This is a genomic window from Aquihabitans sp. G128 (genome assembly GCF_019048865.1).
GTDB lineage: Bacteria > Actinomycetota > Acidimicrobiia > Acidimicrobiales > Iamiaceae > Aquihabitans.
Genome location: NZ_CP077604.1, coordinates 4,460,906 through 4,483,048, shown reverse-complemented (window position 1 = coordinate 4,483,048; position 22,143 = coordinate 4,460,906). Strand labels below are relative to the sequence as shown.

Sequence of the window (22,143 nt, the reverse complement as noted above, 5' to 3'; positions counted from 1 at the left end):
CGGTGCGATCAGCCGGTGCGGTCGGCCAGCCACCGGCGGATCTGCACCGGCGTCTGCGGCACCTTCGCAGCCACCTCGCCGGCCAGGCCGGCGACGGTCTCGGCCGCCAGCTCGGCCCGCCAGGCGGCCTCGGCCCGCCCCATCACCGAGGCGATCTGGCACGGGCTGCGGAAGGCGCCGCGCCCGGCGGGCAGCGGGCCCTGCTGGCGGATCTCGGTGCAGCGGAACGCGCCCTCGGTGCCGTCGATGGCCTGGACCACGTCGAGGACGGTGATCTCCTCGGGCGGGCGGGCGAGCGCGAAGCCCCCTCGGGCGCCTGGGGTCGACGTCACCACCCCCGCCCGGGCCAGGGCCTGGAGCTGCTTGTTGAGGTAGGGCGTCGGCAGGCCGTTGAGCTCGGCCAGGGTGGCGACGGGCAGCGGTCGCTCCGGCCCGGCCCACGCGAGGTTCACGCACGCGTGCAACGCCCACTCGACTCCCTGGCCCATCTTCACGACCTGGATGGTACCCATCCAGGTTCGGCCTCCGGCGTGCTAGGTTCCTGGACACCAACCATCCAGATTCAAGGAGCCAACCGGTGACCGACCTCCACCTCACCCCGCAACCCCCCGTCGACGTCAAGGCCGACCTCGCCGCCGGCCAGCGGGCCATGTTCCGGCTCAGCGCCGCGGTGGCCGACAGCCCGCTGTCGGCCACCATCCACGAGCTGGTGAACATCCGGGCCTCGCAGATCAACGGCTGCGCCTTCTGCCTGGAGATGCACCACCACGACGCCGTCGAGAGGGGCGAGACGGCCGAGCGCCTGGCCCTGCTGCCGGCCTGGCGCGAGAGCGAGCTCTACACCCACGAGGAGCGGCTCGCCCTGGCCCTGACCGAGGCGGTGACCCGCATCGCCGACGGGCCGGTGCCCACCGCCCTCGAGGCCGAGGCCCGCCGGACCTTCGACACCGAGACCTACGCCGCGCTGATCTACGCCATCGTCACGATCAACGCCTGGAACCGCCTCTCGGTGGTCGGCCACACGGTCCCCGGGTCCATGCGGGCAGTCACCGGAAGCTGACCGGTGGCCGGGCGGGGAGGCGGCGAGGGAGCGGTGGAAGCGGTCCAGATCTGGACCTACCCTCGGCCTCGCCCCGCACGGGCGGCTCCCCCGCCCGCCCCCACCCCCCCTGAGGAGGAACCCTCGTGACGAACAGCGAGAGCGAGAACCCGGCGATCCCCGCGCCGACCCCCGAGGCCACCCGCCCCCGGACCATCCGTGACTGGTGGCCCGAGCAGCTGGACCTCTCGGTGCTGCACCAGCACTCGCCCGAGGCGAACCCGCTGGGCGCCGACTTCGACTACGGAGCGGCCTTCGCCGGCCTCGACGTCGAGGCGCTGAAGCAGGACGTGTTCGACGTGATGACCACCTCGCAGGACTGGTGGCCCGCCGACTACGGCCACTACGGCCCGCTGTTCATCCGCCTCAGCTGGCACGCCGCCGGCACCTACCGCATCGCCGACGGCCGGGGCGGCGGCGGGCAGGGCGCCCAGCGCTTCGCCCCCCTCAACAGCTGGCCCGACAACGCCAACCTCGACAAGGCCCGGCGCCTCCTCTGGCCGGTCAAGCAGAAGTACGGCACCGCCCTCTCGTGGGCCGACCTGTTGGTCTTCGCCGGCAACTGCGCCATCGAGTCCATGGGCCTCGAGACCTTCGGCTTCGCGTTCGGCCGGCCCGACACGTGGGAGCCCGAGGAGATCTTCTGGGGCCCGGAGGACACCTGGCTGGGCGACGAGCGCTACAGCGGCGACCGCGAGCTCACCGGCGAGCTGGGCGCCGTCCAGATGGGCCTGATCTACGTCAACCCGGAGGGACCGAACGGCAACCCCGACCCGGTCGCCTCAGCCCGGGACATCCGTGAGACCTTCGCCCGCATGGCCATGGACGACGAGGAGACGGTGGCCCTCATCGTCGGCGGCCACACCTTCGGCAAGTGCCACGGCGCCGTCGACCCCGAGTACGTCGGCCCCGAGCCCGAGGGCTGCCCGGTCCACGGCCAGCAGCTCGGCTGGGCGAACTCGTTCGGGACCGGGCGGGGCGTCGACACCATCACCAGCGGCCTCGAGGGCGCGTGGACCAGCGAGCCCGCGAAGTGGGACAACGGCTACCTGGAGAACCTCTTCGGCTACGAGTGGGAGCTCACCACCAGCCCGGCCGGCGCCCAGCAGTGGACGCCCACCGACCCGGCCGCGGGCGACACCGTGCCCGACGCCCACGACCCCGCCCGGCGCCACGCGCCGATCATGCTCACCTCGGACCTGGCCCTGAAGGCCGACCCGATCTACGAGCCCATCGCCCGACGCTTCCACGAGAACCCCGACCAGCTGGCCGAGGCGTTCGGCAAGGCCTGGTACAAGCTGCTGCACCGCGACATGGGCCCGGTCTCGCGCTTCCTCGGACCGTGGGTCCCCGAGGCCCAGCTCTGGCAGGACCCGGTCCCCGCCGTCGACCACGACCTGGTGGGCGACGCCGACGTCGCCGCCCTCAAGGCCACCGTCCTGGGCTCGGGCCTGACCACCGCCCAGCTCGTGGCCACCGCCTGGGCGTCGGCCGCCAGCTTCCGCGCCACCGACAAGCGGGGCGGCGCCAACGGGGCGCGCATCCGCCTGGCCCCGCAGAAGGACTGGTCGGTGAACGAGCCCGAGCAACTGGCCACCGTGCTGGCGAAGCTCGAGGAGATCCAGCAGGGCTTCAACGGCTCCCAGGCCGGCGGCACGCGCATCTCGCTCGCCGACCTCATCGTCCTGGCGGGCGGCGCCGCGATCGAGCAGGCCGCCAAGGACGCCGGCCAGGACGTCACCGTCCCCTTCTCCCCGGGGCGCACCGACGCCTCGCAGGAGCAGACCGACGTCGAGTCGTTCGCCGTCCTCGAGCCCCGGGCCGACGGCTTCCGGAACTTCCTCCGCGAGGGCGAGAAGCTGTCGCCCGAGACGCTCCTGCTGGATCGGGCCAACCTGCTCAGCCTCACGGCCCCCGAGCTGACGGTGCTGGTGGGCGGCCTGCGAGCCCTCGGCGCCAACGCCGGCGGGAGCGCCCTCGGCGTGCTCACCGAACGGCCCGGCGTGCTGAGCAACGACTTCTTCGTGAACCTGCTCGACATCGCCACCGAGTGGAAGACCTCGGAGGCCACCGAGCACGTCTACGACGGCGTCGACCGCGCCACCGGCGAGCCCCGCTGGACCGCGACGGCCGCCGACCTGGTCTTCGGCTCCCACGCCCAGCTCCGCGCCATCTCCGAGGTCTACGGCTCGGCCGACTCCCAGGAGCGCTTCACCCGCGACTTCGTGGCCGCCTGGGCCAAGGTCATGGACCTCGACCGCTTCGACCTCCGGTAGCCCACTCCCAACCTCACCCCGTCCACCCCACCTCCGCCCCTCCGACCCTCCGCCCGCTCGAACTTTGGGTCCCAGGCCCCCATCTGCGGGGGCGTGGGACCCAACGTTCGTTGTCTGGGGGTGGGGTGGGGTCGGGTGGGGCGAGGTCGGTAGGGGTTGGGCGGGGTGACGGGGTAGGACGGGCCCGTGCCCGTCGAGATCGCCCCACCCGAACCCACCCCCAGTCCGTCCGGGCCGAGCACCCGGATGGAGGGACGGCCGTGAGCGCGGTCGTGGAGGTCGAGGGGCTCACGAAGCGCTTCGGCGAGGTCACGGCGGTCGACGAGCTGTCCTTCCGGGTGGAGCAGGGCCAGGTGTACGGGCTGCTCGGGCCCAACGGCGCCGGCAAGACCACGGCGCTGCGGTGCCTCATGGGCCTCGAGCGGCCGAGCACCGGGCGCACCCGGCTCTTCGGCACCGAGGTGGCCCCGGGCAGCCCGGAGCTGTTCCGGGTGGGGGCCATCATCGAGCAGGCGTCGTTCGTGCCCCACCTCTCGGGGCTGCGGAACCTGCGGCTCTGGTGGGAGGCCGGCGGCGGGCGCTGGGCCGACGCCGACCTCGAGACCGCGCTGGCCGTCGCCCAGATCGACGACGCCATCGATCGCAAGGTGAAGACCTACTCCCAGGGCATGCAGCAGCGCCTCGGCTTCGCCCGCGCCCTGCTCGGCCGACCCGAGCTGCTGGTGCTCGACGAGCCCACCAACGGCCTGGACCCGGCGGAGATCCGGGTGGTGCGCGACCTCATCCACCGCCTGGCCGACGAGGGTCGCACCGTCGTCTTCTCGAGCCACCACCTGTCGGAGGTGGAGCAGACGTGCAGCCACGCGGTGGTCGTGAACCACGGCCGACGGGTGGCCGAGGGCACGGTGGCCTCGCTCATCGGAGGTGCCGGTTCCGTCCACGTGGAGGTCGACGACGTGGCCCGGGCCCGGGCGGTGCTGGCCGCCCTGCCCGAGGTGACGTCGGTGTCCTCGCAGGGGCTCGGGCTCAACGTGGAGCAGCGGACCGGCTCTCGGGCCGACCTGGGCGCCGCGCTGGTGGGCGCCGGCATACGGGTGGAGACGTTGACCACCCAGAACCGGCTGGAGGAGGCGTTCCTCGTCCTCATGCAGGCCACCGAGCCACCAGGCCCGACCGATCGCTCGGCGGCCCAGCACGGGGGGACGTCCCGGTGATCGCACTGGTCCGCACCGAGTTCACCAAGTCGCTGCGACGCCCCCGCACCCTGTTGCTGGTGCTGTTCCTCGTGGGGCTCCCCGTGCTGATCGTGGCCGGCTTCGGCAGCGGCCCGCCCCGCCCCCGTGACGTCGGCGACGACGTGGGGACCTTCCGCCTCATCCGCGACAGCGGCGTCGTGGCGGGACCGGCGCTGCTGCGTCGCCTCGCCACGTTCCTCCTGGTGGTGCTGGCCGGCTGGTTCGCCGGCGACACCGTCGCGAGCGATGCCAGCTGGGGCAACCTGCGCTACCTGCTGATCCGCCCGGTGAGCCGGGTCCGGCTGCTGCTCGCCAAGACCACGGTGGCCTTCACCATGATCTTCGCCAGCGTGCTGCTGGTGACCTACGCCGCCGCCGGGGCCGGTGCGGTGAAGTTCGGCGTGGCGCCCATCCACGTCGACGGCGTGCCGGCGGCGCTCAACGCCGGCATCGAGATCCCCACCTTCGACCTGACCGTCGCCGAGCAGTGGCTGCGCTGCGGCCTGGTGGCCCTCTACGTCACCCTCGGCTTCGGGGCCGTGCTCGGGCTCGGCGTGCTGTTCTCGACGGTGGCCGACCAGCCCACGGGGGCGGTGGCCGGGGCCATCGGCGCCTACATCGCCAGCGGCATCTTCGACGGCATCGCCATCTTCGGCAGCGCCCGCAACGCCCTGCCCACCCACTACGCCGAGGCGTGGCGGGCCTGCTTCATCGAGGACCGGTGGTTCACGGCCGACATCGGCCGCAGCCTCCTGGTGAACGCCGCCTGGTTCGCGGTGGCCATCACCGCCGCCCTGTGGTGGTTCCGCCGCAAGGACATCCACTCCTGAGCCGCCGCATGCCGCAGCTCCGCGGCGCTGCGGCCCAGGGGCTCACGACGTGAGCAGGTCCTGCAGCCGTGCGACGGCCTCGGGTCGCTCGCCCCGCTCTCCGTGGACGAAGCGCGCCCCGCGGGCCACCTCGGCCACCGTGCGCAGGACCTCGGCCGAACGGGTCTGCGCGGCGATGGCGTTGTCGACGAGGGCCAGCGCGCACGCACCGCCGGAGCCCGCCTCGACCGACCACCGACCGCCCGGGCGGTACCGCAGCGCCGCAACCACCCCCACCCGCAGCGGCCCCGTCGCGGCGGCACCGCCGAGCTCCTCGACGGGCACCTCTCGTCGACCCTCCGGCGCCCGGACCGAGAGCCGGCGCGCGTACGGGTGGACCTCGCCACGCCCGTCCAGCACGGCGTACTCATCGGACAGGTAGGTCGCTCCGGCCTCGACCAGAGCGGCGACCAGCGAGGTCTTGCCCGCCATGCTCCGCCCCGGCAGCACCAGTGCCTGCTCCCCCAGCGCCACGACCCCGGCGTGGACGAAGACCAGGCCGGGGGCGGTGAGCGCCACCGCCTCGCGGATGGCGGCGTCGAGCGCGTGCAGGCCCGTCGTCGGGTCGTCGAAGCCCTGGGCCCCGCCCTCGGCACCCTCGAGCACCAGCCCCCCGCCCCACGGTTCGACGCGGAAGCGGGCCGCCGCCGGGAGCGCCGACGGCCGCTCGGTCGAGCCGGGCGGCAGGAGCCGCGCCACGGCGGCCGCCAGCTCCTCGGCCGTCCAGCGCGCTGCACCCGAGGGCTCGGCCACGGAGACGTCGATGCCGACCCCGAACGCCTCGACCTCGAAGGAGCGGTCAGGGGTTCGCACCGGCGCAACCTACAAGCGGGTCGGCCCGGCCTCGGGCACGGATCGTGTCAGCGCAGGCGCGGGGTCGACCCGCCTCTGCGGCGGTGGCGCACCGACTCGAGCACCAGCCACGGGAACCGGGCGATCCGCCAGAGGTAGGCGGCGGCCAGGCCGAGCCCGCCCCGCCTGGCGATCGGGTAGCTCAGCCGCACCCGGCTCGGCGGCGGCGCGAGCGTCATGCGGATCGCCCGACGCACCTCGGCCGGGCTGCCACCACGGATCCGACGGACCAAGCGGTCGAGGCGCGGGGCGTGACGCCGGTGGTGGCGCAGCAGCTGCGCGGACGGGACCGACGGCAGGCCCAGCTCGTCGGCCAGGGCGGCGCCGCCGTCGACCAGGCGGAGCAGCGGTCCCACCTCCTCGCGCACGCCGACCTCGGCCGCCAGCTCGGCCGCGGCTCGCCAGGTCGCCAGGTCGACCCGGGACACCGCGCGCTCCAGGTCCACCCACGCCCGAGAGCCCGGGTCGTCCTTCGGCTGCAGGTGCAGGACGGCGTGCAGCGTGCGCACGGCCACGCCCGGCACCGCCAGCGGTGCGTCCCCGCCCAGGTCGAGCCGCTCGTGGTCGCGCCACACCAGGTCGAAGCCGGCATCGCCCTCGAGGTGCTCCAGGCCGTGGAGGCACCGGTGGAGGTCGACGGCGACGTGGTCGCGCTCGCGGAACCACGTCTCGGCGTGTGGCCCGCCCGAGGCGGGCAGCGCGGCGCTGACCAGGACGAAGGCCTGGCCGGCGAGGACCCGGCGCGTGGCGTCCAGGTCGCTGGCGGCCACCAGGAGGTCGATGTCGACGTAGCGCCGGTCATCGGGTGCGTCGTAGAGCCAGCGGGCGATCACCGGCCCCTTCAGCAGGATCGCGTCCACGCCCGCGGTGCCCAGCGACCGGACCACCGCCACGGTGGCGTGATCGAGCAGCAACCGCCACCCGATCGCCGCCAAGCGGTCGACCTCGCCCGGCCCGGTCTCGTGCTGGGGCGTGGTCACGAGCAGGGCCTCCCTCCGAGCGTGCGGCCACCCCGGCGGCGAGGTGGTGGGAGACCATCGCACGCCGGACGATCCGGCAGCAAGGGTCGGCCGCGGTTCAGGCGTCGGCGCGGACCACCAGGGCGTGGTGCCCCAAGCCGACGATCGCCGTGCCGGGCACGACCCGGTCGCCGAGGTCGACCTCGGCGATGATGCCCGACGGCTTGACCCGGACCTCGTGGACGGTGCCGAGGAGGTCGCCGGCGTCGCTCAGGACCCGGGCGGCGATCAGGGTGGGACCGCCCTCGACGGCGCGCCGCTCCAGGTCGTCCTCGGGCCGCCGCCGGCCGTCGGCGCCGGCGACGGTCACGGCGTCGGGCCCGAACCCGACGACCGCGTCCCACGGGAGCACCACCGCGCCGTCCTCGACGCCGCCCACGAGCAGGCCGGTCACCCGGTGCTTGGTCGCATCGACGATGGGGGCGTCCACCCGGCCGACCCTGGCGGCGGCCGACGTGTCGAGCACGTCGAGGTGGCGGAGGGTGCTGAGCCCGATCACGACGAAGCCTTCCGGGAGCGGAGCTGGGCAACGGAGCCCACGAGCGCTTCCGGGTCGGTGCACAGGTCGCCGACCGCTCCGGCCCGCACCACGATCATCTCGGCCGACACCGTGGCATCGGCGCCGAGGGCGAGCAGGGCGTGCGCCTCGTCGCTGACGCCCGGCTCGACGACGAGCTCGACGCCCTCGATCCGGCTGCGCCCACGGCGGGTCTCGACGATCACGTCCCGCACGGTCCCGATCGCGGTGCCGTCGGCGGTGATCACCCGCCGACCGGTGAGGTCGTGGCCGACGGCCAGCTCGCGCTCGTCGGGGCCGAACGACCGACCGTCGGCCACCATCACCGCATCGGTGCCGATCGAGGCGATGTCGTCGGTCGCCAGCACGCCCACGTGGCGCTTGCCGAGGATGCCGGGCCGGCGGAGGGTCAGGCCCGAGATGGTGCGTCCGTCCTCGCCGACCACCAGGTCCTGGACCTCGAGCTCGGCCTCGCCGCCGGTGGTGACCACCGGTCGGCCGATGAGGTTGCTGGCACGGACGAAGGGCGTGGTGGCGGTGACCATGGTCGATCCCTTCCCCCTCGCGGGCCGGCCAGGACCGACGAGCGCAGTTTCTGGACCGACCCTCGGCCCCGTGGTGGCGTTGGGGCCAGGAGTGCGCGAGGGTCTCCCGATGGGGGATGCGCGCGTGGACCGGATCTTGGGGTCCATGACCGGCGCGAGCGACCGGTTGGTGCTGGACCGGCTCTGCATCGCCTGCGTCGACGAGTTCGAACTGGCCGGGGCCGGCCTGGTCCTCGTGATCGGCGGCACGCACCGCGGGGCCATAGGCGCCTCGGACGAGCGGGCGAAGCGGGTTGCCGAGCTGGCGTTCACGTCGGGCGAGGGCCCGTCCCTGGAGGCCCACGAGCGAGGCGCCCCGGTCTCGGAGCCGGACCTGGGGCGCTCCAGCCGCTGGCCGGGCTTCACCGCAGCCGCCGTCGCCGCCGGCATCTGCGCCGTGTTCTCGCTCCCGATGCGCATTGCGGCCGAGGGCTACGGCGCCCTCGACCTGTACCGGTCCGAGCCGGGCGACCTCGGCGAGGAGGTGCTGGACGACGCCGGCCGGGTGGCCGATCGGGCCACCAGCTACGTGCTGGCCGGCCAGTCGCAGGTCCCGCCCGGCTCGCTCACCGACCTGCTGGCCGACCTGTCCGACGACCGCCTGGTGGTCCACCAGGCGAGCGGCCGCGTGGCCATCCAGCTCGACGTCACGCCCGAAGCCGCCCTGGTCGCCATGCGGGCCCGGGCGTTCGCCCAGGGCTGCCCCGTCTCCGAGGTGGCCGAAGCCGTGGTGGCCGGACGCCTCCGGTTCGACCGCGAGGTCCGGGACCGATGACCCGACGCGAGGAGAGGACGCCCCGTGGCGCATGACGAGCTGATCGGGCCGACCTTCGTCGAGCTCGCCGACACCTTGGTGGAGGGTTACGACCTCATCGAGTTCCTGCTCCTGCTCTCCGAGCGGGCGGTCGAGGTCCTCGGCGTGGCCGCCGCCGGCGTCCTGCTCGCCGACCAGCGCGGCGCCCTGCGCGTGGTGGCGTCGTCCACCGAAGAGATGCGCCTGCTGGAGCTGGTGGAGCTCCAGAGCAGCGAGGGCCCCTGCTTCGAGTGCTGGACCCAGCGCGGCGGATCCGTGCGGGCCGACGACCTGACCCTGGCCCTCGAGCGCTGGCCGGTGTTCGCCCCGGCCGCCATCGCCTCGGGCTTCGCCTCGGCGTACGCCCTCCCGCTGCGGCTCCGCGACGACCGGCTCGGTGCCCTCAACCTGTTCGCCGCCACCCCGGACGGGCTCTCCCTGGACGACCAGGCCGTCGGCCAGGCCATGGCCGACATCGCCACGATCGGGATCCTGCACGAGCGGACGGTGAGCCAGCACGTCGCTCTCGCCGGCCAGCTCCAGGCAGCGCTCGACTCCCGGGTCGTCCTGGAGCAGAGCAAGGGCATGGTCGCCGAGCAGACCGGCACCGACGCCGAGGCGGCCTTCGCCCTGATCCGAGCCCATGCGCGGCGCAGCAACCAGCGGCTCGGCGAGGTCGCCCGCGCCATCGCCGAGCGTCGCATCTCCGCCGACGACCTGCGGTCGAGCCCCCACGCAGAGCCGCCGCCGGGCTGACCAGCGGCGTACCACCACCTCGGGTGACATTCGGCGGGGGTACCGTTCGATCGTCGAGCCCTTGGCTCGATCCGTCCGATCGGCGCGTTGCCCCGGACCCCGGCGACCGCATCCACCTCCTGGAGCGAGCCGTGAGCCCCGACCCCCGACGCCTGCTCGACGTCGTCCGTGCCGAGAACCGCGCTGCGGTGCGAGCGCGAGAGGTCGGCACCGTCTTGGCGAGCCACCGCTGCACCATGGGCCTCACGGTCCGGGCCTGTGCCGGCCGAGCGGCCATCTCCCCGGCGCGGTGGCGAGAGGTCGAGCAGGGCCGGTGCCTCGACCTCGACGACGAGCTGCTGGGGCGGCTGGCCGCCGTGGTCGGCACCACCGGCACCCGCATCAACCTCGACGTGGAGCTCCACCTCTCGCCCACCCGCCAAGAGCTCGACGGCGCTGCGGACGTGGTGGTGGTGCTGGACCGACGCCTCCGCGACCTCCTCGGCCAACGCCCGCAGGACCCCTCGCTCGCCCCGCTGCTCGGCGCGCTGCACGAAGCGACGCTGGTGCTCGGCGAGCTCGGCGAGCACCACCGGATCCTCGACCTGGAGCTCGCCGCCCAGCTCCTCGAGGACGGCCCTCGGACCGAGCAGCGGGCCGGCCTCCACCTCGTCCCCCGCGAGCGCACCGCCTCGAGCGATCGGCCCGATGCCTCGTGAACGGCCCCAACCCGCTCCGGGTGCGACTCGTCGAGATCGGCTTCGCCGCCCTGGTCGAGGTCGTCGGCGAGGTCGACATGGCGTCGGCCCCGGCGCTCGAGGCCGTGCTCGCCCAGGCGACGAGCAGCGGCGCCGACCACGTCGTGGTCGACCTCCGCCACACCACCTACATGGACTCCAGCGGCCTCAACGCGCTCCTGACCGCCGCACTGGCCCACCGCGACCTGGGCAGCCTCAGCGCACCAACGCCTCACCGGCGCTGCAGCGCCTGTTCGAGATCACCGGCACCACGGACCTCATGGGCTGAACCCGCCACCGCCGCGCGAACGAGGCGCCGCCAGGGTAGACAGCCGGCCATGACCGACCTCGCCGCCAAGGCCACGAAGCTGCTCGACCTCCACCACGCCGGCACCACCCTCGTGCTGCCCACCGTCTGGGACGCCTGGTCTGCCCGGGCCGTGGTGGACGCCGGGTTCCCGGCGCTCACCATCGGCAGCCACCCGCTCGCCGACTCACGTGGCCAGCAGGACAACGAGGGCATGACCCTCGACGACGCCCTCGACGGCATCCGCCGCATCACCGGCGCGGTCGACGTGCCGGTCAGCGCCGACGTCGAGTCCGGCTACGACACCCCGCCCGCAGAGCTGGTGGAGCGGGTCCTCGACGCCGGTGCGGTCGGCATCAACGTCGAGGACACGGTCCACAGCCAGGACCGGCTGCGCTCCCCCGACGAGCACGCCGACTACATCGGCGGCCTGCGCGCCGCCGCCGACGCGCAGGGCGTCGACCTCGTGATCAACGCCCGGACCGACGTGTTCCTCAAGCCCGAGGGCACCTTCGCCGACCCGGTGGCCGAAGCGGTCAGCCGCCTCCTGCTGTGCGAGGCCGCCGGCGCCCGCTGCGCCTACCCGCCCAAGGCCCCCGACGCCGATGCCGTGCGCACCCTGCTGGCCGAGCTGGCGGGCCCGCTGAACGTCATCGCCCACCCGGTCGACGGCTCGGCAGCCGGTTCGCTCGCCGACCTCCAGCAGCTCGGCGTCCACCGCATCTCCTTCGGCCCGCTGCTGCAGATGGCGCTGGTCGACCCGCTCCAGGCCCTCGTCGCGCCTTGGGCCGAGCCCGCCTGAGCCGTCCGACCGCGCCCGTTGCTCAGGTCCGCCGTCGTCGCAGGGCGCGGCGGACCGTGCGGCGGGCCCCGGCGCCGTCGCGGTTGAACGCGGCGAGGAGGGCGTCGACGGCGGCGAAGGGGACCCGGCCGCCGCTGAGCAGGACCAGGCCGCGGATCGGGCCCTCGCGCAGCGCCGTGCGCACCATCGCCTCGGTGGCGGCATCGGGGTCGGGGAACTCCCTGGCCGCCTCGCTCAGGCCCACCCTCACCACCACCCGCCCGAGGGCCCGGCCGGCCGCAGTGGTCTCCAGGTCCTCCAGGGTCGAGTTGCGGTGGAACGGTCGCACCGGCGCCGGTTGCGGGATCGGCCGGCCCAGCGCCGCCTCGAGCTCGCGGTCGGTCATGACCAGCCCGGCCGGCGGCGGCACCGGCGAGATCACGTCGGGCGAGTCGACGTGGTGGTCGAACCGGGCGACCGCGGCCACCGTCGACCGGGCCACCACGACCTCGAAGGCACCGGCCTCCACCAGCCAGTCGTGGGCGGCCACGTCCCACACGGCGAACGCCCGGCGGTCGAGGTCGACGGTGACGACCTCGCTGGCGCCAGGAGCGAGGTGGACCTTGGCGAACCCCTTCAGCTCCTGCTGGGGACGCCACACCGAGGCCTCGGGGTCCCGCACGTAGACCTGCACGACGTCGCTGCCCGCCCGATCGCCGGTGTTGGTGACCCGCACCGACACCCGCACGTCGGTGCCCGAGCCCTCGAGGGCGGCGTCGGTCCAGTCGAACGTCGTGTACGAGAGGCCGTGGCCGAACGGGTAGCGGGCCGCCACGCCGGCCGTGTCGTGGAACCGGTAGCCCACGGCCAGGCCCTCGCGGTGCTCCACCTGGCGAGGCTGGCCGGGGAAGTTCCGATCGGCCGGCAGCTGGGCGACGTGGGCCGGGATGCTCTCGGCCAGGCGACCACCGGGGTCGACGTCGCCGAAGAGCACGTCGACGGTGCCGCCGGCGCCGGCCTGGCCCCCGAGCCAGCCCTCGAGCACGGCGTCGACGCGGTCGGCCCAGGGCAGGTGGACCACCCCGCCGTTGCTCAGCACCACCACGACGGGCGCCGGCCCGGCAGCCAGAGCCTCGATGAGGGCGACCTGGCCGGCCGGCAGGTCGAGGGTCTGGCGGTCGAAGCCCTCGGACTCCATGGGGGCCGGCAGCCCACCGCAGAAGACGACCACGTCGGCGCCGGCGGCCGCATCCAGGGCGGCCTGGAGCTGCGCGGCGTCGCCGGACCCGGTTTCGGGGTCGTAGCCCGGGGCGTAGGCCACGTCAGTGCCGGGGCCCACCCGCTGCCGCACCAGGTCGAGCAGCCGGTCGACCTGGGTGGCGTGCACCTGGGAGCTGCCGGCGCCCTGGTACCGCGGCACCTCGGCGAAGGCGCCGACGACGGCGAGCCGGCCGAGGTCGGTGGCGAGCGGCAGCACCCCGCCCTCGTTGCGCAACAGGACCGAGCCGGCCGCCGCGGCCCGGCGGCCCAGCCGGTGGTGGGCATCCCGATCGCTCGGCACCCGATCGCGCCGGGCGCGCTGCAGCAGCTCGACCACGCGCCCGGCGCAGCGGTCCACCTCGCCATCCGCCAGGGCGCCGGACTCCAGCGCGCCGAGCAGGTCGGCGTCGAAGGCGCCGCCGCTGCCCGGCATCTCCAGGTCCAGCCCCGCCCGCACCCCGGCCACGCGGTCGTTGGCGGCGCCCCAGTCGGTCATGACCAGGCCGTCGAACCCCCACTCGTCACGGAGGACCTCTTGCAGCAGCTCATGGTGCTCCGACGCGTAGGTGCCGTTGACCAGGTTGTAGGAGCACATGACCGTCCACGGCGCCGAGCCGGCCACGGCCCGCTCGAACCCGGTCAGGTACAGCTCGCGCAGCGTGCGCTCGTCGAGCACGGCGTCGACCACCAGCCGGTGCGACTCCTGGTTGTTCACCGCGAAGTGCTTGAGGCAGGCGCCGACGCCCTGGGACTGGATGCCCCGGACCATGGCGGCGGCCAGGTCACCGCTGAGCAGCGGGTCCTCGGAGAGGTACTCGAAGCACCGCCCCCCGGCGGGGTGCCGCTTGATGTTGAGGCCGGGCCCGAGCACGACGGCCACGCCCTGCTCGGCCGCCTCCTCGCCGAGGGCCACGCCGACCTGCTCCACCAGGGCGACGTCCCAGGTGGAGCCGAGGGTGGCGGCGGTGGGGAAGCACGTCGCCGGCACCGAGCCGCTCAGGCCCAGGTGGTCGCCGCCGCCGGCCTGCTGGCGCAGCCCGTGGGGGCCGTCGGCCACCGCGATCGGCGCCAGGCCGTGCTCCGGCAGGCCACGCACCTCGAACATGTCCGAGCCCGAGAGCAGCCGGACCTTGGTCCGGCGGTCGAGCCGAGCGACCACGGCGGCGGCCGCCTCCTGCCGCTCGACCGACGCTGCTCGTCCCTCGTCCACCACGGCCCACGCCTCCACGAATCGACCCGTCGGCGCCACGACCGACCGGTCGGGCGCCCGGGCGCCGACCGTAGCCGTGGCCTGCGGGGCGCCCCGGTAGCGTCGCCAGGCGCCCGAAGGTCGGGCGAGAGCCCTGGAGCGCCGGTGCCCGCAGCGAACGTCCTCTTCATCACCGTCGACCAGTGGCGCGGCGACTGCCTCGGCGTGGCCGGCCACCCGGTGGTGCGCACGCCCACGCTCGATGCCCTGGCGGCTCGCGGCGTGCGCTTCGCCAACCACTGGTCGGTCACCGCACCGTGCGGGCCCAGCCGGGCGTCGCTGCACACCGGCCTCTACGCCATGAACCACCGGGCCGTGGCCAACGGCACCCCGCTCGACGACCGCTTCACCAACGTCGCCCGGGAGGTCCGCGCCCACGGCTACGACCCCACCCTGTTCGGCTACACCGACACCAGCGTCGACCCGCGCGTGGTCGACGACCCCGCCGACCCCCGGCTGTTCGACTACGAGGGCACCCTGCCCGGCTTCGCCGAGGGCACCGTGCTCACGTGGCGGAACCTGGCGCCCTGGCTCGAGTGGCTCGCCGCCCACGGCCACGAGGTGCCCACCACCTTCGAGGAGCTGTGGGCCCCGATCCCGGGCTACCCCGGCGCCGAGGACCACGCAGACAGCTGGGCCCCCCTCCCGGTTCCCCGCCGAGCACACCGAGACGGCGTTCCTGACCGAGCGGGTGATCGAGTGGCTCGACGATCGCCCCGCCGGCGAGCCGTGGTTCGCCCACGTGTCCTACATCCGGCCCCACCCGCCGTACCGGGCCCCCGAGGGCTACCACGACCGCTACGACCCCGCCGAGGGCGCCCCGTTCAAGCGGCTCGCCGACCGCCAGGCCGAGCTGGACGTCCACCCCATCCACCACTTCGGCGCCCTCGAGGCGGGCTGCCCCACCGACGAGGCCGAGGCCCGCCAGCTGCGGGCCACCTACTGGGGGAACATGGCGGAGGTCGACGACCAGCTGGCCCGGCTGTTCGCCCACCTCGACGCCCGTGGCCTCACCGACCAGACCCTGGTGGTGCTGACGTCGGACCACGGCGACCAGATGGGCGACCACTGGCTGGTCGAGAAGCTGGGCTGGTGGGACGAGAGCTACCACGTGCCCCTGATCGTGGTGGACCCCCGGCCCGAGGCCGACGCCACGCGCGGCCTCGCCGTCGAGGCGTTCACGGAGTCGGTCGACGTGATGCCGACGCTGTGCACCTGGCTGGGCATCGAGGTGCCCATCGCCGTCGACGGGCGCGAGCTCCAGCCGTTCCTGCACGACGCCCCGGTCCCCGCCGACTGGCGCACCGAGGTGCACCAGCAGTGGGACTTCCGCGACCCGGTCCGCCACCTCGGCGAGGACCTGTTCGGCCTCACCATGGAGCAGTGCACGCTCGACGTCGTGCGCTCGGCCGCCGACAAGTACGTGCACTTCGGCGACGGCGCCGGCCTCTGGTTCGACCTGGAGCTCGACCCCGACCAGGTCCACCCGCACGTGCTCGCCGCCGGCGAGCTCATCGAGGACCCGACGGTGGCCGCCCGCGTGGCCGAGGCTCGGGCCCGCCTCCTTTCGTGGCGCATGCGCCACATGGATCGCACGCTCACCGGCACCCGCATCACCAACGAGCACGGCCTGGTGGTCCGGCGCGACCCCCGCCGCTGACGTCCCGGGTCCGGCGATGGGTAGACGGCGCCCATGAGCAAGGCCAAGAAGACCAAGAAGGGCAAGAAGAAGAAGAAGGCGGTCTGGGAGAAGCCGAAGCCGAAGGGCTCCTCGAAGAAGATGACCAAGGGCGAGAAGCGCTCGGCCAAGGCCCACGCCAAGGCCCAGGGCCGCTCGAAGCCCGCACTGGTCGACAACATCAACGCCCAGCAGGGCGCCGGCAACGGCAAGAAGAAGAAGAAGGGGAAGAAGAAGAAGGGTTCCTGAGGCGACCCGCCGCCGCAGGCGTCAGCTCCCGGCGGCCAGCGCCGCGGCGACGACGGCGAAGCGCGCCGCTCCCGAGCCGTCGTGCAGGTGGCGCCACGTCGTGCCGTCGAGGTCGGCGACCTGGTCGATGAGCGCCCACCAGCCCTGCTCCGGCCACGCCTCGAGGATGCGGACGGGTGCCGTGGTGGCGAGCGCCCGGGCCGCCACCGCCTGCTCGTCGAACGGCCGCGGCTGCGGGAAGAGCACCGCCGGTCGGCGAGCGGCGGCGATGTCGCCGATGGCGCCCGCTCCCGCCGCCGACAGGACCACGCTGGCCCGCTCGAGCAGGGGCCAGGGATCGGCTACCGGGCCGAGCCACTCGACCCCCGGAGCAGGGGTGGCCGGCGCGTCGATGGCGCCAGCGACCACCCAGGGTCGGCCGCTGGCCGCCGCGGCCGCCGTGATGGCCGACGTCCGGAACGGGTGCGGGCCGCCCGGGACCAGCACCAGGACCGAGCCGTCGCCGGCGCCGGTCGGGGCCGGCCGTCCGTCGAACCGGCTGAGCAGGCCGACGTGGCGGGTCTTGGCCGCCCACCGCCCGTGGGCCGGCTCGGCGTGGGCGGCCGGCCAGGGAGCGACCAGCACGTCGGCCGTGTCGAACGCCTGCCGGTGCGGTCGGTCCGTGCGGTCCCCGTGCAGGAGGACGTGGGCGGTGGGCACGCCCAGCAGCGCCGCCAGGCACGTGACCTCGCACGACACGTCGCTGATCACGGCGACCGGGTCGGCCGCCGTGATCCAACCGGCCACCGCCCGCATCCGGGCGGACAGGCCGGCGTGGCCGGACGGGAGCCAGTGCCACGCTCCCCCGCGGGTGGGGTCGGCGGCGAAGGGCGGCTCGTCGTCGCGTGGCAGGGCGATCCACGTGCCCGTCCACCCGTCGGGCGGCGGTCCTGACCCGAGGCCCACCACGGGCCGGTCGCTCGCCCGGGCGAGAGCCTGGGCGTGGACGCCATGCCCGGCTCCGTGGTGGTGGACGTAGCAGCCGAGCGGTCGCCCCGCCCCGGGCGTCACGCCCGGGCCGAGCGGTAGAGGTCCTCGTAGCGGTCCAGCATGCGGTCGAGCGAGCCGTGCTCCTCGGCGTGGGCCCGGGCCCGAGCCCGGTCGAGGCGAGCGGCCCGAACCAGGGCGTCGGCCAGCTCGGCGGTGTCCTCGGTGGCCACCACGCAGCTGCTCCCGGGCTCGAGGAGGCCGGCCATCCCGCCGCGACCGATGGCGGCGACGGGCGTGCCGCACGCCAACGCCTCCAGGGCGACCAGCCCGAACGGCTCGTCCCACCGGGGCGTCACGACGGCCACCGCCGAGGCGCCCACCTCCCGGGCGAGGGCCCGCTGGGACAGGTGGCCGATCCACTCGACGTCGGGCCCGAGCCGGGGCTCGACCTCCTCGCGCCAGTAGGCCGGGTCCAGGACCGGGCCGGCCACGCGGAGCCGGAACCCGGCGGCCCGGGCGGCGTCGATGGCGAGGTGCGGGCCCTTCTCGGGCACGATCCGCCCCGACCAGATGGCGTCGGGGCCGCCCGGCCCGACCCGCCACGCAGAGAGGTCGACGGCGTTGGGCACGACCGAGGCGTCGACGGTCCCCCGCCAGGCCTCGGCGGTGTGGTGCGAGACGGCGCAGAACCGGATGGGCAGCGGGGTCGGGCTGGCCTTCACGGCCAGCTCCATCCAGGCCGTCGGCGGCGTGTGCAGGGTGGTGACCTGGGCGACCTCGATGGCCGGCGCCATGGCGAGCGGCAGGTGGTGCACGGAGTTGTTGTGCAGCACGTCGAACTCGTCGGCTCCGGAGCGGGCCAGTCCCAACAGCGTCGAGAGGTAGGCGTGGTGCTCGACCATCGTGGCCTCCGGGCCGAACGACACGTCGGCCCGCGCCGCGGCGCTCAGCACCGGGGAGCCGCCGGCGAAGGGCCGGACGTCGAGCGAGGGGTCCGAGCCCGCCCCGGCGAAGACCGTGACCCGGTGGCCGCGGCGCCGCAGGCCGGTGGCCAGCTGCCAGGTGTGGGCCTCGAGGCCGCCGGCGAACGGCTCGACGATGGGGTGGCGGCTCGCCGCGAGGATGGCGACCCGCAGCGGGGGGAGCATCACGGATCCCTTCTCGATCGTGGTGGACACCCGCTACCCGCCGGGCGAGCCGCCGATCCACCCGACCGGGTGAACCCGGCGCGTCTGGAACCGGCCCCGGCGGGCACGCACGAGCGGTGCCCCCACCGCCTGGACCACCCGACGTGCTGGTGGTGGGTGCGCCTCGGAGCGGCACCTCGCTGGTGGGCCAGCTGCTGGCCGACGCCGGCTTCCACTTCGGCCGGCACCTGCTCGCCGCGACCGACGCCAACCCCCGTGGCTTCTACGAGGACGTCGAGGTGACCGAGCTCGGCGACGAGCTCCTGCTCCCCCACCTCCCGCCCGGCCACGGGCCCGCCGAGGCACCGGCGCGCCTGGCCTGGCTCGCGGTGCTGGGCGACGAGGTGTCGGTCAGCGCCACGCCGGCCCAGCGCGCCCGCTTCGCCGCCCTGCTGCCCGAGCGCCCGGCATGCATCAAGGACCCTCGGTTCCCCTACGTGCTCGACGCATGGCGTCCGGCCCTGCGCCCGGGGACCCGCTTCGTGGCCGTGGTCCGCGCGCCCGGCGAGGTGGCCACCAGCCTGAGGGCCATGTGGCAGCGCGACCCGGGCTACTACGCCGGCTTCGAGGTGACGCTCGACCACGGCTTCGCCCTCTGGGAGGCCGTGAACCGCCGCCTGCTCCGCCTGTGCGCCGACGGGCGGTGGCTCGTGGTCGACCACGCCGACCTCGTCACCGGGCGGGCCCTGCCCGCCCTCGGCCGCTTCGTCGGGCTGCCGATCCCCGAGGGGGCCATCGACGTGGACCTCCACCGCAGCGCGCCGGCACCCGGGACGCCGGACCGCGCCGCCGCCCTCTACGCAGCGCTCGCCGCCCTCGCCCGCGAGGCCGTGGCGTGAGCAGCGAACCGGTCGACCTCAGCGTCCTCACGCTCGTGCGCAACCGCAACACCTTGCTGGCGCGCGTGATCGCCGGCCTCACCGCCGCCGAACGGCCACCGGCCGAGCTGGTGGTGGCGTGGTGCGGGGGCGAGGACCCCCGGGCCGTGGTCCCGCCCAGCTCCGCCCTGGCCGTCCGGATCATCGAGGTCGGCCACGGGGGCGAGCGCATCCCCTACAGCGAGGCGCGCAACGCCGCCGCCGCGGCGGCCGGCTCGTCCAACCTCGCCTTCCTCGACGCCGACTGCATCCCGGGGCCCGCCTACGCCGCGAGCCTGGCGACGACCCTGGACGAGGTCGACGCCCTGGCCACCGGCGAGGTCTGGTACCTCCCGCCGGAGCCGCCCCCGAGCTTCGACCCGGCCACGCTGCGGGCCCTCGGTCGCCACCACCCCCACCGCGAGCGGCCGCCCGACCGCGGGTGGCGCAGCAGCGACCACCACGAGCAGGTCTGGGGCCTGCACATGGCCTTCCGGGCCGGCACCTTCGCCCGGCTCGGCGGCTTCGACGAGCAGTACCAGGGCTACGCCGGCGAGGACACCGACCTGGCCGTGACGGCACGGGCCGCCGGGGTCCCCGTCGCCCTGGTCGCCGGGGCCGAGGTGTTCCACCAGCACCACGACGTGTGGGAGCCGCCCGTGCAGCAGCTGCGAGCGACGCTGGCCAACGCCACCACCTTCCGCCGCAAGTGGGGCCGGTGGCCGATGGAGGGGTGGCTGGCCGAGCTCGATCGACTGGGCTTCATCGCCTGGGACCCGGCCGCCACCGAGGCCCCGGTCCTCCGCGACCCCGACGAGCAGGACCTGGCCGCCGCCCACCGCGAAGCCGCGCTGCCGTTCCGCACGAGCGCCTGACCCCCGGTGTCGGCACCGGCGCCGACGGGTAGGAGGGGGGCCCAGCGCCGTCCGCGGGTCGGTGCTCGGGCGAGCAGAGGGGCACGGGTGGCGCGTTGAGCGGTCGGGAGGCAGCGTCGAGCCGCACGTGGCGGGCCGCGGTCGAAGCCGCTGCCGGCGACCGCGAGGACCTGGGCGACCTGGTCGACGCCGTGGCCCAGCGGGCCGCCGCCGGCGATCGGACGGCCCTCGTGGACCTGATCTGGGTGGTCGACGAGCACCACCTCGCTCGCCCGGCCATCCGCCGCCTCGTCGTGCAGGACGCCGACGCCGAGGAGGTCGAGCAGGACGTGCTCATCGCGGTGGCGGAGACCATCGGCTCGTTCCGGGGCGATGCCCGCTTCACCACCTGGCTCCACGCCGTGGCCCGCAACAAGGCCATCGCCCACCTGCGGCGCCGCAAGGAGACCGACCCGCTCGACGGCGACGAGGGCGACGCCGCCCGGATCTCGTCCATGATCGCCACCCGCTCCGCCGTCGACGACGCCATCCGCGGCCTGCCCGAGCTGTACCGCGACGCCGTGGTGCTGCGCGACATCGGGCAGCGCTCCTACGCCGAGGTCGCCCAGGAGCTGGGCCTCAACCTCAACACGGCCAAGGCCCGGGTGGCACGGGGCCGAGCGCTGGCCGCGGCCGAGCTGCGAGGGGTGCGGTGACCCGCGGCGTGCCCCGCAAGCTGGGGCGCTACGAGGTGGCCGAGGTCATCGGGACCGGCGCCTTCGCCACCGTCTACCGGGCGCGCGACGACCGGCTCGACGCCGACGTCGCCATCAAGGTGCTGGCCGAGAACCACAGCTTCGACGCCGACCTGCGAGAGCGGTTCATCAGCGAGGGCCACCTGCTGCGCCGGGTCGACAGCCCGCACGTGGTCAAGGTCTTCGACCTGGGCGAGACCGAGGCCGGCCAGCCCTTCCTGGTCCTCGACCTGGCCGGCGGCGGTGACCTGGCGGCCCGCCGTCGACGGCTCGGTGGCGCGGCGCCCCGACTGGACGAGCTGCTCACGGTCGCCCGCCAGGTAGCGGTGGCCCTGGGCGCCCTGCACGCCGAGCAGGTGGTCCACCGCGACGTGACCCCCGGGAACCTCCTGGTGCGCGGCACCGCGGCCGTGCCGCCGTCGGCCACCCTCCTCGCCCCCGGCGAGCGCCTCATGCTCGCCGACCTGGGCCTGTCGAAGGACCTGGCCGCCACCTCGGGCCTCACCGTCGGCGCCGGCACCGCCGGCTTCACGCCGCCCGAGCAGGGCGTCGGGGGCTGGGTCGACGCTCGGGCCGACATCTGGTCGGCCAGCGCCCTGCTGGTCTGGCTGGCCCTGGGCGAGACCCCGGCCACCCACGACGCGTGGCAGGAGCCGGTCCGCCGCCTCGGTTGGCCCGACCCGGTCATCCGCGAGCTCGAGCGCAGCCTCTCGGCCCAAGCCGACCAGCGCCATCCCACCGCCGCAGCCTGGATCGAGGCCCTCGAGGCCGCCAACGCGCCGCCGCCCGCGCCGACGGGGCCCGCCGCCGCCGCCGGACCGGTCGATGCTGCCCCGCGACGGCCCCGCAGGCGGGGGCTGGCGGCCCTCGCCGCCGCCGCGGTCCTGCTAGCCGGCCTGGCCGGCGGGTGGTGGCTGGGGCGGAGCACGGCCGACGACGATCCCTACGGCCGCACGTCGGTCGAGCAGCTGAGCGGTGGCCGGGCCCGCGCGACCACGACGGCCGGCTCGTCGTCGGTGGCCTTCACCGGGCCGCGCTCGGCCACCGTTGGCCAGACCGCCACCTTCACCGCCGCCCTCGAGGGCGTCGAGACCGCGACCTGGTTGGCACCCGACGGCAAGTCGTTCCCGAGCGGCACCGCGCTGGAGCTGCGGCCCACGTCGGAGGGCACCGCCACGGTGCGGCTCCTCGGCCAGACCGCCGACGGCGACGTGCTCGTGGCGGTCCTCCGGGTCGAGGTCCGCGCCGCTTCCTGAAGAAGATCTCAGATCTTTGCAACCG

General features: G+C 74.9%; 22 protein-coding genes and 2 pseudogenes. 16 read left to right on the top strand and 8 right to left on the bottom strand.

Translation table 11 applies throughout. From position 1 onward, the window contains the following. Positions 1-8: 8 nt before the first annotated feature. Positions 9-488 carry an Rrf2 family transcriptional regulator gene (locus tag KSP35_RS21495; protein ID WP_254127286.1) on the bottom strand — a complete coding sequence of 160 codons (480 nt, stop codon included), beginning with the start codon at positions 486-488 and terminating at the stop codon, positions 9-11. 89 nt (positions 489-577) lie between these two features. Between KSP35_RS21495 and KSP35_RS21490 the strand changes: the two genes are divergently transcribed. From KSP35_RS21490 to KSP35_RS21475, 4 genes are all read left to right on the top strand, one after another. Next, positions 578-1,060, top strand: coding sequence for a carboxymuconolactone decarboxylase family protein (locus tag KSP35_RS21490; RefSeq protein ID WP_216997811.1), 483 nt, complete (start codon positions 578-580; stop codon positions 1,058-1,060). A gap of 125 nt (positions 1,061-1,185) precedes the next feature. Next, positions 1,186-3,375, top strand: coding sequence for a catalase/peroxidase HPI (gene katG / locus KSP35_RS21485; RefSeq protein WP_254126872.1), 2,190 nt, complete (start codon positions 1,186-1,188; stop codon positions 3,373-3,375). Positions 3,376-3,635: 260 nt separating this feature from the next. Further along, positions 3,636-4,589 carry an ABC transporter ATP-binding protein gene (locus KSP35_RS21480; protein WP_216997810.1) on the top strand — a complete coding sequence of 318 codons (954 nt, stop codon included), beginning with the start codon at positions 3,636-3,638 and terminating at the stop codon, positions 4,587-4,589. Then, positions 4,586-5,440 carry an ABC transporter permease gene (locus KSP35_RS21475; RefSeq protein WP_216997809.1) on the top strand — a complete coding sequence of 285 codons (855 nt, stop codon included), beginning with the start codon at positions 4,586-4,588 and terminating at the stop codon, positions 5,438-5,440. Before KSP35_RS21480 ends, KSP35_RS21475 begins: the two co-directional genes overlap by 4 nt. Before the next feature lie 42 nt (positions 5,441-5,482). Here KSP35_RS21475 and KSP35_RS21470 read toward each other — a convergent pair whose 3' ends face one another. The 4 genes from KSP35_RS21470 to KSP35_RS21455 all read right to left on the bottom strand — a co-directional run bounded on the left by KSP35_RS21470 (position 5,483) and on the right by KSP35_RS21455 (position 8,412). Continuing rightward, entirely contained in the window at positions 5,483-6,292 is an 810-nt protein-coding gene (locus KSP35_RS21470) for a hypothetical protein (protein ID WP_216997808.1), read from the bottom strand. A gap of 47 nt (positions 6,293-6,339) precedes the next feature. Then, a complete protein-coding gene (locus tag KSP35_RS21465; protein ID WP_216997807.1) occupies positions 6,340-7,311 on the bottom strand; it encodes a nucleotidyltransferase family protein in 972 nt (323 codons plus the stop codon). A gap of 97 nt (positions 7,312-7,408) precedes the next feature. Next, positions 7,409-7,849: a PRC-barrel domain-containing protein gene (locus tag KSP35_RS21460; RefSeq protein ID WP_216997806.1), complete on the bottom strand. Its 441-nt coding sequence runs from the start codon at positions 7,847-7,849 to the stop codon at positions 7,409-7,411. Then, entirely contained in the window at positions 7,846-8,412 is a 567-nt protein-coding gene (locus KSP35_RS21455; protein WP_216997805.1) for a PRC-barrel domain-containing protein, read from the bottom strand. The genes KSP35_RS21460 and KSP35_RS21455 overlap by 4 nt, the downstream gene beginning before the upstream one ends. A 145-nt stretch (positions 8,413-8,557) precedes the next feature. On the opposite strand from KSP35_RS21455, the gene KSP35_RS21450 reads away from it, so the two are divergent. From KSP35_RS21450 to KSP35_RS21435, 5 genes and pseudogenes are all read left to right on the top strand, one after another. Next, positions 8,558-9,226 carry an ANTAR domain-containing protein gene (locus tag KSP35_RS21450; RefSeq protein ID WP_216997804.1) on the top strand — a complete coding sequence of 223 codons (669 nt, stop codon included), beginning with the start codon at positions 8,558-8,560 and terminating at the stop codon, positions 9,224-9,226. A gap of 24 nt (positions 9,227-9,250) precedes the next feature. After that, positions 9,251-10,000, top strand: a complete 750-nt coding sequence (locus tag KSP35_RS21445) for a GAF and ANTAR domain-containing protein (RefSeq protein WP_216997803.1) — start codon at positions 9,251-9,253, stop codon at positions 9,998-10,000. A 131-nt stretch (positions 10,001-10,131) separates the two neighbouring features. Next, positions 10,132-10,698 carry a helix-turn-helix domain-containing protein gene (locus tag KSP35_RS21440; protein WP_216997802.1) on the top strand — a complete coding sequence of 189 codons (567 nt, stop codon included), beginning with the start codon at positions 10,132-10,134 and terminating at the stop codon, positions 10,696-10,698. A 77-nt stretch (positions 10,699-10,775) separates the two neighbouring features. Then, a pseudogene (locus tag KSP35_RS26265) lies at positions 10,776-10,856 on the top strand (hypothetical protein); the annotation flags it as partial. A gap of 198 nt (positions 10,857-11,054) precedes the next feature. Further along, positions 11,055-11,825 carry an isocitrate lyase/phosphoenolpyruvate mutase family protein gene (locus KSP35_RS21435; protein WP_371749004.1) on the top strand — a complete coding sequence of 257 codons (771 nt, stop codon included), beginning with the start codon at positions 11,055-11,057 and terminating at the stop codon, positions 11,823-11,825. A 22-nt stretch (positions 11,826-11,847) separates the two neighbouring features. Here the strand turns inward: KSP35_RS21435 and KSP35_RS21430 are convergent, their stop codons facing one another. Next, positions 11,848-14,277 carry a glycoside hydrolase family 3 C-terminal domain-containing protein gene (locus tag KSP35_RS21430; RefSeq protein ID WP_216997800.1) on the bottom strand — a complete coding sequence of 810 codons (2,430 nt, stop codon included), beginning with the start codon at positions 14,275-14,277 and terminating at the stop codon, positions 11,848-11,850. Between the two features lie 141 nt (positions 14,278-14,418). Between KSP35_RS21430 and KSP35_RS24870 the strand changes: the two are divergent. The 3 genes and pseudogenes from KSP35_RS24870 to KSP35_RS21420 form a co-directional block, all read left to right on the top strand. Further along, positions 14,419-14,682 (top strand): annotated as a pseudogene (locus KSP35_RS24870) (sulfatase-like hydrolase/transferase); the annotation flags it as partial. Positions 14,683-15,004: 322 nt separating this feature from the next. Beyond that, positions 15,005-15,973: a sulfatase-like hydrolase/transferase gene (locus KSP35_RS21425; RefSeq protein WP_254126871.1), complete on the top strand. Its 969-nt coding sequence runs from the start codon at positions 15,005-15,007 to the stop codon at positions 15,971-15,973. Between the two features lie 33 nt (positions 15,974-16,006). Continuing rightward, a complete protein-coding gene (locus KSP35_RS21420) occupies positions 16,007-16,240 on the top strand; it encodes a hypothetical protein (RefSeq protein ID WP_216997799.1) in 234 nt (77 codons plus the stop codon). A gap of 21 nt (positions 16,241-16,261) precedes the next feature. Here KSP35_RS21420 and KSP35_RS21415 read toward each other — a convergent pair whose 3' ends face one another. Together KSP35_RS21415 and KSP35_RS21410 are read right to left on the bottom strand one after the other, a co-directional pair. After that, positions 16,262-17,188, bottom strand: a complete 927-nt coding sequence (locus KSP35_RS21415; RefSeq protein ID WP_216997798.1) for a glycosyltransferase — start codon at positions 17,186-17,188, stop codon at positions 16,262-16,264. A gap of 98 nt (positions 17,189-17,286) precedes the next feature. After that, complete coding sequence (locus KSP35_RS21410) at positions 17,287-18,357, bottom strand: glycosyltransferase (protein WP_254127284.1); 1,071 nt, start codon at positions 18,355-18,357, stop codon at positions 17,287-17,289. A 116-nt stretch (positions 18,358-18,473) separates the two neighbouring features. On the opposite strand from KSP35_RS21410, the gene KSP35_RS21405 reads away from it, so the two are divergent. The 4 genes from KSP35_RS21405 (at position 18,474) to KSP35_RS21390 (ending at position 22,118) form a co-directional block, all read left to right on the top strand. Beyond that, the gene (locus tag KSP35_RS21405; RefSeq protein ID WP_216997796.1) at positions 18,474-19,235 is read left to right on the top strand and encodes a sulfotransferase; all 762 of its coding nucleotides are present in this window, start codon (positions 18,474-18,476) and stop codon (positions 19,233-19,235) included. Beyond that, positions 19,232-20,128 (top strand): glycosyltransferase family 2 protein, encoded by an 897-nt coding sequence (locus tag KSP35_RS21400; protein WP_216997795.1) that lies wholly within the window; start codon positions 19,232-19,234, stop codon positions 20,126-20,128. The genes KSP35_RS21405 and KSP35_RS21400 overlap by 4 nt, the downstream gene beginning before the upstream one ends. Positions 20,129-20,223: 95 nt before the next feature. Beyond that, on the top strand, positions 20,224-20,823 hold the full coding sequence (locus tag KSP35_RS21395; RefSeq protein ID WP_216997794.1) for an RNA polymerase sigma factor: 600 nt from the start codon (positions 20,224-20,226) through the stop codon (positions 20,821-20,823). Further along, the gene (locus KSP35_RS21390) at positions 20,820-22,118 is read left to right on the top strand and encodes a serine/threonine-protein kinase (protein ID WP_216997793.1); all 1,299 of its coding nucleotides are present in this window, start codon (positions 20,820-20,822) and stop codon (positions 22,116-22,118) included. The genes KSP35_RS21395 and KSP35_RS21390 overlap by 4 nt, the downstream gene beginning before the upstream one ends. Positions 22,119-22,143: the final 25 nt, after the last annotated feature.

Bases quoted from the DNA above. Each gene is read 5' to 3' on its own strand.
- KSP35_RS21495 (WP_254127286.1), bottom strand. From the start codon at position 488: ATGGGCCAGGGAGTCGAGTGGGCGTTGCACGCGTGCGTGAACCTCGCG.
- KSP35_RS21455 (WP_216997805.1), bottom strand. From the start codon at position 8,412: ATGGTCACCGCCACCACGCCCTTCGTCCGTGCCAGCAACCTCATCGGC.
- KSP35_RS21450 (WP_216997804.1), top strand. From the start codon at position 8,558: ATGACCGGCGCGAGCGACCGGTTGGTGCTGGACCGGCTCTGCATCGCC.
- KSP35_RS21435 (WP_371749004.1), top strand. From the start codon at position 11,055: ATGACCGACCTCGCCGCCAAGGCCACGAAGCTGCTCGACCTCCACCAC.
- KSP35_RS21420 (WP_216997799.1), top strand. From the start codon at position 16,007: ATGAGCAAGGCCAAGAAGACCAAGAAGGGCAAGAAGAAGAAGAAGGCG.
- KSP35_RS21410 (WP_254127284.1), bottom strand. From the start codon at position 18,357: ATGCTCCCCCCGCTGCGGGTCGCCATCCTCGCGGCGAGCCGCCACCCC.